Source organism: Pseudomonas sp. KH_027 (assembly GCF_057838565.1).
Map to the genome: position 1 here is coordinate 560,422 of NZ_CM174470.1, position 15,685 is coordinate 576,106.

A 15,685-nucleotide genomic window follows, 5' to 3' on the forward strand; every position below is an offset into this window, starting at 1 on the left:
CTTGCGTGAAATCGTCCTGATCAATATCACTGGTGAAGACCGTCCGGGCCTGACCGCCGCCATCACGGGTGTGCTGGCGCAGGGTGGGGTGAATATCCTCGACATCGGCCAAGCGGTGATTCACGACACCCTGTCGTTCGGCATTCTGGTCGAAATCCCGGGCGCAGAACAAGCCTCGACTGTGCTCAAGGATGTGCTGTTCACGGCCTATAAACTCGATCAGCAGGTGCGGTTCACCCCGGTTTCCGAGGACGACTACCAGCAATGGGTCGGTGGCCAGGGCAAGCCGCGGCATATTGTCACCCTGCTGACGCGCAAGGTCACCGCCGAGCAGTTGCAGCGGGTCAGTTCGATCACGGCGAAGTACGGCCTGAATATCGACCATATCGATCGCTTGTCCGGGCGCATGCCGCTGGATACCCCGGTCGATCAGAGCAAGGGCTGCATCGAGTTCTCCGTGCGTGGCGAGCCGGCCGATCCGCTGGCGCTGCGTGCCGAGTTCCTCAGTGTGGCGCAGGAGTTGAATGTCGATATCGCCTTCCAGCAGGACTCGGTGTTCCGTCGCAACCGCCGCCTGGCGGTGTTCGATATGGACTCCACGCTGATCGAGGCCGAGGTCATCGATGAGCTGGCCAAGGTGGCGGGTGTCGGTGAGCAGGTCGCGGACATCACCGAGCGTGCGATGCGCGGCGAGCTGGATTTCCGTGCCAGCTTCAAGGAGCGACTGGCGCTGCTCAAGGGCTTGCCCGAGTCAGAGCTGGCGGCCATCGGCGCCTCGCTGCGGTTGACCGAGGGCGCGCAAACGCTGTTCGCCGAGCTCAAACGGCTGGGTTACAAGACCGCCATCCTGTCGGGTGGCTTCAGCTATTTCGCCAAGCAGTTGCAGGCCAAGTTGGGTATCGACTACGTCTTCGCCAATGAGTTGCAGGTCGTCGATGGCGTGCTCACCGGCGTAGCGATCGAGCCGATTGTCGATGCCCAACGCAAGGCGGATCTACTCCGGGAGTTGGCGCAGCAGGAAGGTTTGCGCCTGGAGCAGACCATCGCGGTCGGCGATGGCGCCAACGACCTGCCAATGTTGGCGATAGCCGGGCTGGGCGTGGCGTTCCGTGCCAAGCCGTTGGTCAAGCAGTCGGCCAAGCAGGCGATCTCGACCCTTGGGCTGGATGGGGTGCTGTACCTGTTGGGCTACCGCGACCGCGATGGCCAGGATTGAGTGCGCCGCCCATGAAAAAGCCGCCCTCGGGCGGCTTTTTCATGGGCGGCGTAGGCTGCCGTGCGTTACTCGTCGCCGGCGGAGAAGTCGTAATCCATCGACTGGCTGGGGCCCTGCAGGTAATAGCCCTGGATGTAGTTGACCCCGGCTTGCCAGAGGGTGGCCAGCACGCTGGCGCTCTCGACGAAGGGCACTATGGTCAGCTTGGCCTGGGCGTGCAGGCTGCTCAGCAAGGTTTTCAGCGCTTCCTGGCTCTCCGCCTTGGACAGGTCCTGGGAGAAGGAGCCATCGACCTTCACGAAGTCGACGCTCAGGTGCTTCAAGGTATTGAAGGGGTTGAGCGAGCAGCCGAACTGGCTCAGCACCACTTTGCAGTGCAATTCGGCCAGGCCCTGGGTCAGTGCCTTGGCCTGTTTCAGGTAGGCAATGGCGTCCGGTTCATTGATCTGGAAGGCCAGGGCATCGGAAGGCAGACGGGCGGCCTTGAGTGCCACGCTGAGCCAGGGCAGTAGCGTCTGATCCTGCAGGCTGATGCTCGACAGGTGCACGAACAGGCAGGTGTTGTGGCCTTTGGAGCGGTGGTCGGCGAGCAGTTTGATGGAGTTGAGTATCACCCAGCGATCGATCTTCTCGGCGAGCCCGGCATCCTTGGCGGCGCTCAGGAACTCACTCGGTGGTACTTCGACGCCTTGCGGGCTGAGCAGGCGCAGCAGCACTTCGTAGTGTTCGTTGCTGTCGCCGCGCAGGCTGATGATCGGCTGGAACAGCAGGCGGAAGCTGTTCTTCTCCAGCGCCTGCTGGACCATGGCGACGATATTGCCACGGCTGGCGGCAGCGGCCAGCTCCTGCGCCGGGTTGAACAGCTTGAGGGCGTTGCCTTCGCCGAGTTCGTCGGCGCAGCGGTGGGCGCGGTCGATGATTTCCTGGGCTTTCGGGGTCTTTTCGTTGAGCCCGGCAATGCCAATCGACAGGCTGGTCTGCACGGTTCGGCCGCTGACGTCGAACATGTGGCTCTCGACTTTCTTCAGCAGCTCGGCCAAGGCCGACTGCGACTGCTCGGGCGTTTGCCCGGGTTGCAGTACGGCGAACACGTCGTCGCCAAAGCGTGCCAGCTGTGCTTCGCCGGCAAAGTGGGCGCGCAGCAGGTTGGCCAGGTCGGTCAGCAGCAGATCGATGCCGGCCAGGCCGGTTTCGGCCAGCAGGTTGGTGTAACGGTCGACGCGGATGTAGGCCAGGCTGGCCGGTTGCCCGGCATTCACGGCGCGCTCGACGGCGGCGTCCATCAGTTCGAGGAAGTGGCTGCGGTTGTAGAGCCCGGTGACCAGGTCCTGGCTGCTGATCTCGCGCAGCTTTTCTTCCAGCTCGGCATTGCCGCTTTCCGCGCGGATCACCACCTGGATGCAGGGTTCGCTGTCATAGGTCGCCGGCGAGAAGCTCATGCGTGCCTGGAAGCTCTGGCCGTCGGCTTTGATGCCGCTGCACGCCAGCTCGGCGTTGCCTTCGGCGCTCTGGTAGTTCTTCAGGAAGTCTTTGAAGCTGGCCTGGTCGCAGTTGGCGATCAGGTCGATCATCGGCATGCCTTCCAGCTCGTCGGCGTCTTCGTAGTCGAAGAGCTTCAGGTAGGCGCGGTTGGCATAGATGTGCATGCCTTCATGCACGTAGGTGATGGCGTCGACCGAGCTGTCGAGCAGTAGCTGGCAGCGTTTCTCGGTTTCGCGCAGGGCCACTTCGGCTGCACGGCGGGCGCGGCGTTCTTCCAGGTTGGCCAGCTCGCGGTTGGCCACCAGGATCAGGCGCTCGTCCTCGCCTTGCGGCAAGGCATCCTGGGCACCAAGCGCCAGGGCCTGGGTGATGTCGTCGGAGTCGTTGCCGTCGATCAGCTGGATCAGCGGAATATCTTTGGCCTGGCGGCGGATCGCGCTGATGGCTTCGCTGGGTTCAAGGTTTTCGCTGCTGGGCGCGGCGATCAGCAGGTCCCAGCTCTGTTGCAGGGCCGTGGCGAGGTCGTCGCTTGACGTCAGACGATGCACGCGGGTGGCGCGACCGGCATTGCGGAACAGGCTGACGAGACGTTCGGCCTCGTTCTGCGAGTCCTCGAGAATCAGCAGCCTTATGGTTTTCTTTTCGATGGCCATGACGTGTGCTTAGACGGCGCCGAACGGGCGCGAAAAGACGACAAAAGGTGGTGTGCCGGCAATCTACAGCGACTTCCAGAGTGAGTCAAAGTCTTCCTCGCCACCATTGCTCTGGTTTGTCTTGGCTGTGACGGGCTTCCCTTGTTCGCTCGGGGTTTTTTCGACCGTGCGGTATTCGAATTGGTTGAAGCTGCCGGTGCTGGTTTGTCGGCGACTCAAGACTGCGCGGCGTTCTTCACCGTTCAGGTTGATCTGCACTTTGTTGCCTTCCTGGAAGGGCAGGCGGGGGGTGATCAGGGTAGCGGGGCGAGAGATGGCGCTGATTTCCGGAAGCAGCAGGGCACGCAGGTACTGGCTGTTCTGCTCCGCTTTGCGCAGCAGTTGCAGGCCGCAGGGTTGTGCGTGTGGGGCGATCAGCTCAATGCCCATCTGTGTGCCGCCGCCGCGTACCTGGCGGATCCAGCGCACCAGGGCGACGCTCCAGCTCTGTCCGGGGGCGTCCTGCACGCCCAGCAGTTCGCCGGCCTGGAGTTGGCTGGGGACTTCTTTCGGCCAGCTCAGGCAATAGCCACCCGGGCTATGGTTGACGATCGCCAACTCGAAGGTGGGAAAGTTCTCGCCGGCGCTGCTGTTCGGCTCTTCCTGCCCCTCGATCGATGGGCGCTGGTATTGGATTTCTTCGTGCGGTACGCCCTTTTCCCACTCGGTGGTCGGTAGTGCATCGAAAGCATTGCGCCAAATGTCCGGGGCGTCGCTGTTCGCCGGCTTGAACACGGCGGCGTGTCTTTCTTCCGGGCGTTTGAGCACTTCGTTGAAGGGTTTTTGCCCGGCGATGAAGTAATGCACGGCGCTCATGCCCAGGCACAGGGTCAGGTTGCCCTGGCCATTGCTGCGTTGGAACGTGCGCTCGGCAATATCGCCCCAAGCCGAACTCAGGTGCTGCAGCAGGTCGATGCTCATGCCTTCGGGCACCAGCAGACGCGAGACGCTGCGGCTTTCCGGCGGTAACAGCAGGTATTCCTTGATGGCATCGACCAGCGGCTGCGGATCGATGCCCAGCAGGTTGTGCAGTTCCGCTTCCTGGAACAGCGATTTGTAGCGCGGCGGGCCATCGACTTGCGCCGGGATGGCGAACAGGCTGCCGGGCTCGTCGGCCGTTTGCAGATTGACCAGCGCGCTCCAGGATTCGAGGATCTCCGCCAAGCGTGCAATGCCGCTTTGGCGCATCTGATTACAGCGGGCGCAGCCGAGCAGCAAGGCGATCAGGTAGGTTTGCTCGACACTCAGGCCCTTGGTGTGGAGCGCCATGTGGTCGCGTACCACAGCGGCTTGAACGTTGCGCTCGCGGGCGATCTGATAAAGCTTGTGCAGCTCCAGCCACAAGCCTTCCGGAACCGGGCAATACAGTTGGCTGGCACGAATCAGCGGGCCGCAAAGGCTGTGCGCGGCGCGCTGCAAGGCGACCGTGAGCAGTTGCAGTTGGGCGCGCTCGCGGCTCTGGCGCGGCGCCTCCTGGGCAATGATCAGCTTGTAGCCGGCGGCCAGATGGTTTTGTAGCGCCTGGCAGAGGTTGGCGACTTTGCGTGGGCGCTCATCGAGCACGATCGCCTGGTTGAGGAAGTGCCGTTCAAGGTGCTTGCAGACGAAATAGACTTCCGCGCGCAGCAACTCCAGAAGCTGCAGGCGATTCTCCGCCGGGGTCACCAACTGGTTGAGTTCGACCAGGCTCTGATAGAGCTGGCGCGCAGTTTCTCCGAGGTTGGCTTTTGGCAGACCGGATATCCAGCGTTTCAGGTCGCGAGGGCTGGAATCACAGAACGACAGTTTCTGCTGATTGGGCGTCGGAACACGTAACAGCAGGTGAGGGCTCTGTTTATCCATGTAGCTCGTTATCCATGTGGCTGGATACTCCAATGAAGCAGGGTGCGGCGAGTCGTTAACGAAGTTGGGTTTTTCCGCACTCTAGCAGCATCTTGCGGCGCCCGCAGCCCATCACTGGGTGGGTTGCAGGCTGTTGCTCAGGGTGGGCAGTAATAAGCGCACCTGTGTCGATACTGTCTAGGACCACGGGGGGTGTCGAGATGTTCAACCCGGCGCCTGGCTCACCGCCCAGGCTGACCTGCTCGGTGCGTCGAGGTCGTCGTGGTTATTGCCCGCTGCCCATGCGTTGGCCCATGCGCACCGCGCTGCCGGCAGCCAGCTCAGGCGCCCACTTCGCCTGGTTCGGGCCGAACAGCACGATGGCGGTGGAGCCCAGCTTGAAGCGCCCGAGTTCAGCGCCTTTCGCCAGTTCGACAGGCCCGCGCGCGGCCACATCGTAGCGGGTGGTTTTCAGTTCGCGCTTGGGCGGTGAGACCTGGCCGGCCCAGACCGTTTCAATCGCGGCAACGATCATCGCGCCAACCAGGACGACGGCCATGGGGCCGCGCTCGGTGTCGAACAGGCATACCAGGCGCTCGTTGCGGGCAAAGAGTTCGGGAACATTTTCGGCGGTGGTCTGGTTGACCGAGAACAGCCGGCCCGGCACGTACACCATCTCGGTGAGGGTGCCGGCCAGCGGCATGTGTACGCGGTGATAGTCCTTCGGTGAAAGGTAGATAGTGGCGAACTCGCCACCCATGAATGGCGCCGCCCGCTGAGTATCACCGCCGAGCAGTTCGACCGCGCTGAAGCTGTGACCCTTGGCCTGGAACAGGCGCCCGTGCTCGATCGGACCGAGCTGGCTGACGGCGCCGTCTGCCGGGCAGAGGATGGCTCCGGGGGTTTCATCCAGCGGCCGCGCGCCATCTTTCAGGGCGCGGGTGAAGAATGCGTTGAAGTGCTCGTAGGCGGTTGGGTCTTCGACCTGGGCTTCGCTCATGTTCACTTGGTAGTGCTGGACGAACCAAGTGATCAGGCGGTTCTTGAGCCAGGCGGCACGGCATTCGGCTGCGTAACCGATCAGGCGCGACAGCAGGTGATGTGGCAGCAGGTACTGGCTGAGGATGAATAAACGCTGTTTCATGAATGTCCTTAGAAATAGAAAACCATCGAGGGAAGAGGCTTACACCTCGACGGGCGTGTCCGGGTGGTTGCCCCATTCGCCCCATGAGCCGGCATAGGCTTTGACCCGCGGATAGCCGAGGGCCTTGGCCGCCAGGTAGGTGAAGCCCGAGCGGTGGTGAGTCTGGCAGTGGGTGATGATTTCCTTGTCCTTGCTGATCCCCAGGCTTTCGAGAATCGTCGGCAGGTCTTCGCGGATGCGCAAGGCGCGCGCCGGGTCCATGCCGGCAGTCCATTCGAAGTTGACCGCGCCGGGGATATGCCCGGCTTTGGCGGCAAGGGCTTTTTCACCACGGTACTCGCCCGGTGCGCGAGCATCCCAGATGGCCAGGTCGGCGGCGCCCAAGCGGCTTTGCAGGTATTCGCGGGTCGCGCTCGGCTCGTCATGCAGCGTCAGCGCGACCGGGCCGCCGGCACTGGCCGGGCTGTCCTGCGCCAGCTCGCGGGCCTCATCGAGCCAGGCCAGCAGGCCGCCATTGAGGTAGTGATAATGGCGATGGCCGATTACGTCGAGCAGCCAGATGAAGCGTCCGGCCCAACCACCGCCTTCATCGTCGTAGACGACATAGTGCGCGTCCGGGTTATGGCCCAGTTCGCCGAACAGGGCTTGCAGTTGCGTCAGCGCCGGCAGCAGGCCAGGGGCGGGCGGTTGGCCCAGTTGCGTGCGTTTCGGGTCGACGAAGCGTGCGCCGGGGATATGCCCTTCGGCGTAGCGCGCTGCGCTGGTCAGGTCGACCAGGATCAGCTCCGGGGCCGATAGGCGGGCAGCCAGGTCGGCGGGCTCGATGACCAGGGGCAAACTAGAGAAGGCAGACATGAAAGGCCTCCGAATCAAGGAAAGGGGCGAATTGTAGCGGAAAGGTCAGCGTCCGCGTTTGGCAAAGCTGGCCAGCGCCCGCTCAATACATTGCGCGGTTTTACCAAAGGCCTGCACGCGGGCGTCGGCGAGGGGCGCGCCCTGCTGGTCGGCGAGCAGCAGCATCACCACCCGGCCATTGCTCGTCAGGGAGCGCAGCAGCAGGTGTTCGCTGGGGAACAGGGCTTTCAGGGTGCCCGGCAGCAGGGTCGAGAATTGCGCGATATTGGCTGGGGTCAGGCGCAGCTGGCCCGGTTGCGCGAGCAGGCGGCGCAATACCTGGCTCTGGTTCGGATCAAGGGTCAGGCTGCTGGCCTCCTTGGGCAGCCCGACGGCCTGCTGGGCGAGCAGGCGTGTGTGCGTGCGGTCGGCGAGCAGCAGCAAGGCTCGGCTCAGACCGCAGGCCTGGAGTGCGTCGCGGGCGCAACTGGTCAGTTGCATGAGGTTGGCGAACGGGCTGGGCTCGCGCAGCAATTCGCGGCAGTGCTGCTGCCAGGCGCTCGGCGCTTCGCCCTTGGCGGCCGCGGTCGCAACCGCCGGCTGCAGGTGGCGGGCGGACCAGGGCCAGAGCAAGGCTTCGGCCGGATGCCAGAGGCCGGTGTCGGCATGCTGGTGCGCGCTGAGCACGGCCTGTTGATGGCTCAGTTGCTGCAATTCGGCCAGCGGCAGCTGCAGGTAGAGGCCGGTCAGGCGCTGCCAGCGCAGGCTGTGCGGGCTGTCCCAGGCCTGATGTGCCGCGAGCGCCAGGGCGTTGGCCAGCAGGATGGTGTTGGCCGGCTGGGTCAACCAGCGGCGCAGCGAGTTGTCGGCGTCGAGCAACTGCTGTTGCTGCAGTGGCAATTCGTTATCGCGGGCGATATGCAGCGCTTTGACCAGCAGGCGCCGCTCGCTTGCGAGCAAACGGTAACCCTGCAGTATCCACTCCGGCAATCGCCACTGTTCGGCCAGGGCCAGGCACAGGCTGAGCAGCGGTACGCCGAACAGCTCCTGTTCGACCTTGCTGGCCGACTCGCCCTTGCCCAGCACGCGCTGTTCCCAGGCTTCGATCAGTTCGGGGTGGGCGGCGGCCAATGGCCACAGCGGCGCCAGGAACAGCAGGCTGCCCCAGTGGATTTCTTGCCAGAGTCGCGCCAGGCGGCTGGCGAACAGGCCGTTGGCCTGTTGTGCCGCGTGCTGGCTGATCAGTTGCAGCTGGCGCAGGGCGCGCGGCATGTCCTGTACGGTGCTCAAGGGCTGACTGTTCAATAGCGCTTCGGTGCGTTGCAGGCCCAGGCGCGTCAGGGCGATCTCCAGGCTGTCCGCCGGTTCGCTGAGGCTGTTGCTGCTGCGGTTGGCTTCACGCAGCACCATCAGGGCGATGGCCGGGCTGTCCTGGATCAGCCTGGCGACTTCGCGCAGCGAGCTGCTACTGCTGGCCAGGGCGCGGCGCACCCGCTCATGGTTGGCGGGGAGAATCGGCAGGCGCACGCCGTCGAGCTGCTTGAGCCAGGCTTTGAGGCTGCGTGGTAAGGGGTGTGAGGTCGGCATGTTGGTTTAGCCAGATTGTGGCTTTTAGCCTTAACTGGCTATAGTCTGGCGTATAAGTTCCGATAATTAGAAGGGTTGTTTTTAATAACTCTTAATCTTGGCTGTGCAAGTACCTTTCTATGGCAAAAATCATTGGCATCATCGTTGTGTTCGCTGCTGTGCTGGGCGGATATGTTCTCTCCCATGGCAAAATCGGCGCCCTGATCCAGCCTTTCGAGGTGATGATTATTGGCGGCGCAGCCTTGGGTGCCTTTCTGCAGGCGAACCCTGGCAGCATGACCATGCACGTGCTGAAGAAGTCGCTGAAGATGTTCAGTTCGCGCTTCACCCACACCTTCTATCTGGAAGTGCTGGGCATGCTCTACGAGATTCTCAACAAGAGCCGCCGCGAAGGGATGATGGCCATCGAGGCGGATGTCGAAGACCCCAGCGCCAGCACCATTTTCAGCAAGTATCCGGCGGTGCTGAAGGACGAGCGGATGACCGCCTACGTCTGCGATTACCTGCGCATCATGTCCTCCGGCAATATGGCGCCGCATGAGCTGGAGGGCCTGTTCGACATGGAACTGGTCAGCCTCAAGGAAGAACTGGATCATCCCTCTCATGCGGTAACGCGGATCGCCGATGGTCTGCCGGGCTTCGGTATCGTCGCCGCGGTACTCGGCATCGTGGTGACCATGGCCTTGCTCGGTCAGGTCGAGCAGTCGGCTCTCGGTCAGCACGTGGGCGCGGCGCTGGTCGGGACCTTTCTCGGCATTCTTGCTGCATATGGCTTCTTCGGGCCCCTGGCAACCTGCCTGGAGCACGATGCCAAGGAAGAGTTGAACGTGTTCGAAGCGATCAAGGCCTGCCTGGTGGCTTCGGCCTCGGGCATGCCACCGTCATTGGCGGTAGAGTTCGGCCGCAAGGTGTTGTACCACGCGCACCGGCCGAGTTTCAGCGAGCTGGAGCAAGCGATTCGCGGTCGCTGAGTCATGGATAACAATCAGCCAATCATCGTCAAGCGCGTCAAGCGCTACGCCGCGGGGCACCATGGCGGCGCCTGGAAGATCGCTTTCGCCGACTTCGCCGTGGCCATGATGGCGTTCTTCCTGGTGCTCTGGCTGATGTCCTCGGCCACACCGGAACAGAAGAAGGCCATCTCCGGCTATTTCCAGGATCCCATCGGTTTTACCGAAAGCGCTAGCCCCTATGTCATCGACCTTGGTGGCACGCCGACCCCGGCGCCGGACGACACTCTCAATCCGGACGTCAAGGATACCCAAACGGTCGATGAGACCAAGGCCGAGGTCGAACCGGTCGATCCGGCGCAGGCCGAGACGCTGGCCGAGCAGATCGAGCGCGAGCGCCTCGAGTTGTTGCTGCAGGAGTTGCAGAACAAGGTCAATGAAAACCCGCAGCTGCAGCGTTTCAAGGATCAGATCCTGTTCGAGATCACCCAGGACGGCCTGCGCATCCAGATCATGGATGCGACCAACCGGCCGATGTTCGACAGCGGCAGCGCGCACCTGCAACCCTATTTCGAAGACATCCTGCTGGCCATGGCCGACACCATCAAGGCGGTGCCGAACAAGATCAGCGTCAGTGGCCATACCGATGCCAAACCCTTTATCGGTCGCGGCGATTATGGCAACTGGGAGCTTTCGGCCGAGCGCGCCAACGCGGCGCGGCGCACCCTGGTTGCCGGCAGCTACCCGGATGAGCAAGTGGCGCGGGTGGTCGGCTATGCCTCCTCAGCGCTGTTCGATCGCCAGGACCCGCTCAACCCGGTCAATCGGCGGATCGATATCATCGTCCTGACCAAGAAAGCCCAGCGCGCCATCGAAGGTGAGCAGGACGCCACGCCTGAGGCAGCCGCGCCAGTCGATGGCCAGCCCGCACCCGGCGGCTCGGTCGAAGAAGGCGTGCCCGTACAGGCGCCGGAGCTGCGCGAGAAGCTGAATATCTTCGAGGACGGTGCGCTCAAGTTCGACGAACCGCAGGAGTGAGGCGCTGAAAACCAAAGGCCGCGTTCAATCGCGGCCTTTTCGTTTCAGTATCCATTCTCCGGCAAACTGGCGAGGATGTGCCGGTAACTGGCCATCCGCTGCGGCTGGATGCGGCCCTCTTCCAGTGCCTGCAGCAGCGCGCAGCCTGGCTCACGATCATGCTTGCAGTCGCGGAAGCGACAGTGGCCGATCAGGTCGTGGAACTCGATGAAGCCGGCCTCGACATCATCCCGGCTGACGTGTACCAGGCCGAACTCGCGGATGCCGGGTGAGTCGATCAGCTCGCCGCCGCCCGGGAAGTGGAACAGGCGCGCGGTGGTGGTGGTATGCGTGCCTTTGCCGGTCAGTTCCGAAAGCGGACCGACGCGGGTGTCGACTTCCGGCAGCAGGCTGTTGACCAACGATGACTTGCCGACGCCGGACTGACCGACGAACACGCTGACATGCCCGTCCAGTTGCGCTTGCAGCTGTTGCATGCCATCGCCTTCGTGGGCGGAAACTTCCAGCAGCGGATAACCCAGCTGGCGATAGACACCAAGCAGCGCATTCAGCGCCACGGCGTTCTTATCGTCGATCAGGTCGGCTTTGTTCAACAGCAGCAAGGGGCGTATGCCGGCATGCTCGGCGGCGACCAGGTAGCGGTCGATCAGATTGGCGTGCGGCTCGGGCAGCGGGGCGAAGACGATGACGATCAGGTCGACGTTGGCCGCCACCGGCTTCAATTGGCCACGGCTGTCCGGGCGGCATAGCTCGGTGTTGCGCGGCAGCTGCGCGACTATCACGCCGATGCCTTGGTTGCCGGCACGCCAGACCACCTGGTCGCCGGTGACCAGCGTGGGCAGGTTGGCGCGCAGGTGGCAGCGGAAGACCTGGCCGGCCAACTCGCCATCCTGAGCTTCAACCTCGACCTGCACGCCGAAGTGGGCGATTACCAGGCCGATCTGCTCGGGGCCGAGTTCGCCGCCTTCCAGGGCATCCAGCGATTGCGACTCGCGCTTGGCGGCGCGCGCGGCACGCTCACCTTGAATCTTCTCGATGCGCCAGTTTTGGCGACGGTTGAGCTGGCGTTTGGCCATGGGGTTTCCGATAAATAAAACAGCGAATAGATAACGCGATGTGCTCGGTCAGTCGGCGGCGAGTTTAGCACGCCGGCTGCTGGCTCAAGTTTGCCGTTGCCGCTCGCTGGCGGGAACAACTCGTTCCGCGAGACGCCACGCCCTAGGCTAAACTGCGCAGCTAAGCCGAGGAGCCGATTATGCAAAACCCGCAGAGTTTGATCTGGATCGACCTGGAAATGACCGGTCTGGACCCGGATACCGATGTGATCATCGAAATGGCCACCATCGTCACCGACAGTGACCTCAACATCCTGGCGGAAGGGCCGGTGATCGCCGTGCACCAGAGCGATGAGGTGCTTGCCCGGATGGATGACTGGTGCACCCGTACCCACGGCGAAAGCGGCCTGACCCAGCGCGTGCGCGAGAGCAAGATCGGCGTGCAGGAAGCGGAAGCCCAGACCATCGCCTTTCTCGAGCAGTGGGTGCCCAAGGGCAAGTCGCCGATCTGCGGCAACAGCATCGGCCAGGATCGGCGCTTTCTCTATCGCTACATGCCGAACCTGGAAGCCTATTTCCACTACCGCTACCTGGATGTCTCGACCCTCAAGGAGCTGGCCTCGCGCTGGGCGCCACAGGTGCGCGACAGCTTCCAGAAGAAGGGCACCCATTTGGCGCTGGACGATATCCGTGAGTCCATCGCCGAGCTCAGGCACTACCGCGAACACTTCATCAAGGTCTGAGGGCCTGTGCTGCGGGCGGCTGCCGCCGGTCGTTCGCGCCTAGCGGCCGTGCCGGCTCAGGGCCCACTCGACATGCTCGCGCACCAGCGCCGAGGGGTGCGTACGACGTGCTTCCAGGGCTTCCAGTACCGGAATGCTCGACGGCGCATTGCCCAGGCCGACGGCCAGGTTGCGCAGCCAGCGCTCATAGCCGGCGCGCCGCAGTGGCGAGCCTTCGGTGCGGCTGAGAAACTCCTCCTCGCTCCAGCGGAACAGTTCAGCCAGCTCGGCGTTGTCCAGGTTGTGCCGGGGCTGGAAGTCGCCCTGGCTGGTCGGACGGGCGAAGCGGTTCCAGGGGCAGACGATCTGGCAGTCGTCGCAGCCGAACACCCGGTTGCCGATCAGCGGGCGCAGCTCCGATGGGATCGGCCCCTTCAGTTCGATGGTCAGGTAGGAGATGCAGCGCCGCGCATCCAGCACGTAAGGGCTGACAAAGGCGGCAGTCGGGCAGATATCCAGGCAGGCCGTGCAGCGCCCGCAATGTTCGCTGCCGTGGGCCGGGTCGACCGGCAGCGGCAGGTCGACGAACAGCTCGCCGAGAAAGAAATAGCTGCCGGCCTTGCGATTCAGTACCAGGGTGTTCTTGCCGATCCAGCCCAGCCCCGCTTGTTCGGCGATGGCCTTTTCCAGTACCGGGGCACTGTCGACGAAGGCCCGGTAGCCAAACGGGCCGATCACCTGCTGAATTCGTTCGGCCAGTTGTTGCAGGCGTTTGCGGATCAGCTTGTGGTAATCGCGGCCCAGGGCGTAGCGCGACACGTAGGCGGTTTCCGCCTGGCCCAGGCGCTGCACCATCAGCGTGTCGCCGGGCAGGTAGTCCATGCGCAGTGAAACCACCCGCAAGGTGCCGGGCACCAGCTGTTCAGGGTGCGAGCGTTTGCTGCCGTGGGCGGCCATGTAATCCATCTCGCCCTGGTAGCCGGCCGCCAGCCAGCGTTCCAAGTGCGCTTCGTGCTCGCCCAGTTCCAGCCCGGCAATGCCGACCTGTTGAAAGCCCAGCTCACGGCCCCAGTCTTTGATCGACTGGGCGAGCGCGGCAAGATCGAGCGGGGATGTGGACATGCGAACAGGCAACCGGGGCGGAGGTGGGTATAATTCTGCCAGACATCTGAGCTGATCGACGCATGCCGCATTCTTACGACGCTTTTCCGACTGTTTTATACAGCGCCGCCCAGGTGCGGGATCTCGATGCGCGCCTGATCGCCGCCGGTACGCCCGGATTCGAGCTGATGCAGCGTGCCGCCCATGCGGCCTGGCGGGCGTTGCGCCGCCGTTGGCCGGCGGCCGAGGCGGTGACGGTGCTGGCCGGGCGTGGCAATAATGCCGGCGATGCCTATCTGCTGGCGGCCTTGGCTCTGCGGGCCGGCTGGCGCGTGCAACTGCTGGCGGTTGGCGACCCGGCGCAGTTGCTGGGTGATGCGGCGTTGGCCCGCGACGAGGCGCGCCAGGCCGGCGTGCCACTACAACCGTGGAGCGAGTGCGCCGAGCTGACCGGCGTGCTGGTCGATGGTCTGCTCGGCACCGGCCTGAGCGGCATGGTGCGTGAGCCCTATGCCCAGGTGATCCGTCTGCTGAATGCCAGTGGCTTGCCGGTGCTGGCGCTGGACCTGCCCTCGGGGCTCTGCGCCGACACCGGCCGAATGCTAGGAGTGGCGGTGCGCGCGGCGCTGACGGTGAGTTTTATCGGTTTGAAGATCGGCCTGTTCACCGGCGATGGGCCGGCCTTGGTTGGCGAACTGGTGTTCGATGACTTGCAGGCGGACCCGCAGATCGTCGCGCAGACACCCGCCCAGGCGCAGCGCCTGGCCATGAGCAATCTGCCGCGACTGGCGGCGCGCCAGCCTACGGCGCACAAGGGCCAGTTCGGTCACCTGCTGGTGGTCGGCGGCGATCACGGGCTGGGTGGCGCGGCCTTGCTGGCGGCCGAAAGCGCGTTGCGCAGCGGTGCCGGGCTGGTGACGCTGGCGACGCGGGCCGAGCATGTGGTCGCCGCACTGGCGCGGCGGCCGGAGTTGATGAGTGTGGCGGTGGCTTCAGCCAACCAGTTGCTCGGCCTGGCCGAGCGCGCCCAGGTGTTGGTGGTCGGCCCTGGCTTGGGGCTGGGCGCCTGGGGCCGCAGCCTGTTGTCGGTGGCGGCGAGTTGCGCGCGGCCACAGGTCTGGGATGCCGATGGGTTGAACCTGTTGGCGAATGGAGGGCTGAGTCTGCCCTCCGGTAGCGTGATCACCCCGCATCCAGGCGAGGCGGCGCGTTTGTTGGGTATTTCGACTGCCGAGGTGCAGGCCGATCGCCCCACCGCCGCGCGGGCGCTGGCGCAAAAATATTCAGCCGTCATCGTGCTCAAGGGTGCCGGCAGCCTGATCGCCGCTGCGAACGGCCGCCTGAGTCTGTGCGACCGTGGTCATCCGGCCATGGCTGGCGCTGGCCTGGGCGACGTTCTGGCCGGGCTGGTCGGGGCCTTGCTGGCCCAGGGCTTGCCCGCGTTCGAGGCCGCAAGCCTGGCGGTCTGGCTGCACGCCACGGCCGGCGAGCGGCTCGGGGCGCAAGGGCGTGGGTTGGCCGCCAGCGACTTGATCGCAGTCATCCGTCAGTTATTAGAGGAACAGTCGCCTTGCCTGAACTAACCATCCATGCCGTGGGCGAAGCCCAGATGCTGGCTCTCGGCGCGCGCATCGCCCAGGCGACCGGCGGTCGCGGGATTATTTATCTGCATGGCGATCTGGGGGCCGGTAAAACCACCCTGTCGCGTGGGATCATTCGCGGTCTGGGGCATGTCGGTGCGGTCAAAAGCCCGACCTTTACTCTGGTCGAGCCCTACGAGCTGGGTGCTGTGCGGGCTTTTCACTTCGACCTGTACCGGCTGGCCGATCCAGAGGAGTTGGAGTTTCTCGGCATCCGTGATTATTTCGAGGGCGATGCGCTTTGCCTGATCGAATGGCCGCAGCGTGGAGCTGGCGTTTTGCCAAAGGCTGACCTGACCATTACCATTACCCCGCAAGAAGACGGCCGTTTGCTGCGCTTGCTGCCACACAACGTGCGTGGCGAAGCCTGGTGTGCCGCCTTGGCCATAGGACATGAATAAGA

Annotated in this window: 13 protein-coding genes; 6 read left to right on the plus strand and 7 right to left on the minus strand. The window is 63.9% G+C overall.

Features of this window, described 5'->3' with window-relative positions; translation table 11 throughout:
- Position 1 precedes the first annotated feature (1 nt).
- Complete coding sequence (serB, locus tag AC3IYG_RS02620) at positions 2–1,216, plus strand: phosphoserine phosphatase SerB (RefSeq protein WP_489312169.1); 1,215 nt, start codon at positions 2–4, stop codon at positions 1,214–1,216.
- 65 nt (positions 1,217–1,281) lie between these two features.
- On the opposite strand, the gene AC3IYG_RS02625 is transcribed toward serB, so the two are convergent.
- The 5 genes from AC3IYG_RS02625 to AC3IYG_RS02645 form a co-directional block, all read right to left on the minus strand.
- Entirely contained in the window at positions 1,282–3,351 is a 2,070-nt protein-coding gene (locus tag AC3IYG_RS02625; protein WP_489312170.1) for a GGDEF/EAL domain-containing response regulator, read from the minus strand.
- 63 nt (positions 3,352–3,414) lie between these two features.
- Positions 3,415–5,232, minus strand: a complete 1,818-nt coding sequence (locus tag AC3IYG_RS02630) for a molecular chaperone (RefSeq protein WP_489312171.1) — start codon at positions 5,230–5,232, stop codon at positions 3,415–3,417.
- A 265-nt stretch (positions 5,233–5,497) separates the two neighbouring features.
- Entirely contained in the window at positions 5,498–6,355 is an 858-nt protein-coding gene (asd, locus tag AC3IYG_RS02635) for an archaetidylserine decarboxylase (protein WP_489312172.1), read from the minus strand.
- 39 nt (positions 6,356–6,394) lie between these two features.
- The gene (gene rhdA / locus AC3IYG_RS02640) at positions 6,395–7,210 is read right to left on the minus strand and encodes a thiosulfate sulfurtransferase (RefSeq protein WP_489312173.1); all 816 of its coding nucleotides are present in this window, start codon (positions 7,208–7,210) and stop codon (positions 6,395–6,397) included.
- A gap of 45 nt (positions 7,211–7,255) precedes the next feature.
- A complete protein-coding gene (locus tag AC3IYG_RS02645; protein ID WP_489312174.1) occupies positions 7,256–8,776 on the minus strand; it encodes an HDOD domain-containing protein in 1,521 nt (506 codons plus the stop codon).
- A gap of 119 nt (positions 8,777–8,895) precedes the next feature.
- Between AC3IYG_RS02645 and motA the strand changes: the two genes are divergently transcribed.
- Positions 8,896–9,747 (plus strand): flagellar motor stator protein MotA, encoded by an 852-nt coding sequence (motA, locus tag AC3IYG_RS02650; RefSeq protein WP_489312175.1) that lies wholly within the window; start codon positions 8,896–8,898, stop codon positions 9,745–9,747.
- A gap of 3 nt (positions 9,748–9,750) precedes the next feature.
- Entirely contained in the window at positions 9,751–10,764 is a 1,014-nt protein-coding gene (gene motB, locus AC3IYG_RS02655) for a flagellar motor protein MotB (protein WP_489312176.1), read from the plus strand.
- Between the two features lie 44 nt (positions 10,765–10,808).
- On the opposite strand, the gene rsgA is transcribed toward motB, so the two are convergent.
- Positions 10,809–11,840 (minus strand): small ribosomal subunit biogenesis GTPase RsgA, encoded by a 1,032-nt coding sequence (rsgA, locus tag AC3IYG_RS02660; protein ID WP_489312177.1) that lies wholly within the window; start codon positions 11,838–11,840, stop codon positions 10,809–10,811.
- 179 nt (positions 11,841–12,019) lie between these two features.
- Here rsgA and orn point away from each other — a divergent pair, with 179 nt between their 5' ends.
- The gene (gene orn / locus AC3IYG_RS02665) at positions 12,020–12,562 is read left to right on the plus strand and encodes an oligoribonuclease (protein WP_489312178.1); all 543 of its coding nucleotides are present in this window, start codon (positions 12,020–12,022) and stop codon (positions 12,560–12,562) included.
- Positions 12,563–12,601: 39 nt separating this feature from the next.
- On the opposite strand, the gene queG is transcribed toward orn, so the two are convergent.
- The gene (gene queG / locus AC3IYG_RS02670) at positions 12,602–13,663 is read right to left on the minus strand and encodes a tRNA epoxyqueuosine(34) reductase QueG (protein ID WP_489312179.1); all 1,062 of its coding nucleotides are present in this window, start codon (positions 13,661–13,663) and stop codon (positions 12,602–12,604) included.
- A gap of 62 nt (positions 13,664–13,725) precedes the next feature.
- Here queG and AC3IYG_RS02675 point away from each other — a divergent pair, with 62 nt between their 5' ends.
- A complete protein-coding gene (locus AC3IYG_RS02675; RefSeq protein WP_489312180.1) occupies positions 13,726–15,225 on the plus strand; it encodes an NAD(P)H-hydrate dehydratase in 1,500 nt (499 codons plus the stop codon).
- A 26-nt stretch (positions 15,226–15,251) separates the two neighbouring features.
- Positions 15,252–15,683, plus strand: coding sequence for a tRNA (adenosine(37)-N6)-threonylcarbamoyltransferase complex ATPase subunit type 1 TsaE (gene tsaE, locus AC3IYG_RS02680; RefSeq protein WP_489313824.1), 432 nt, complete (start codon positions 15,252–15,254; stop codon positions 15,681–15,683).
- Positions 15,684–15,685: the final 2 nt, after the last annotated feature.